General features: G+C 49.4%; 1 pseudogene. It reads left to right on the forward strand.

The features are described from left to right. Positions 1–388: pseudogene (locus D0T87_RS23275) on the forward strand (hypothetical protein); the annotation flags it as partial. Positions 389–427 lie beyond the last annotated feature (39 nt).

The raw sequence follows: 427 nt of genomic DNA on the forward strand, positions 1-427 counted from the left end.
GATGGATGAACTGGCCGATGGAAGCCTGATCTCGAATACGAATTTTACACCCGGGCAGCGCAGCGAATATACCCACGCACTGCAACTGATGAAAAACCGTGAATACCAGCGTGCATTAAGCATCCTGAGCGGATATAAGGATTATAACACGGCTTTGGCTCTGGCCTGCGTGGGACAGAACAGCCAGGCGCTGAATATGCTGGTACCACTGGAAAAGACGGCCAATGTATATTACCTGCTGGTCATTTTGTCGGCCCGGTTGGGCAACGAATCACAAGCGATAGAGTGTCTCAGGGAGGCGTGCCGGTTGGACGAAGAAAAGGTGCTGCGCATCGAAAGGGATTCGGAGGTGAGTAAGCTGGTAAGGAAGTATGATCTCAAACTTTAAAACAACGTCTGTGAATAAAAGTAACAGCGATGAGATAGA

This window comes from Bacteroides sp. 51 (genome assembly GCF_010500965.1).
In the GTDB taxonomy this organism is placed as follows: Bacteria; Bacteroidota; Bacteroidia; order Bacteroidales; family Bacteroidaceae; genus Bacteroides.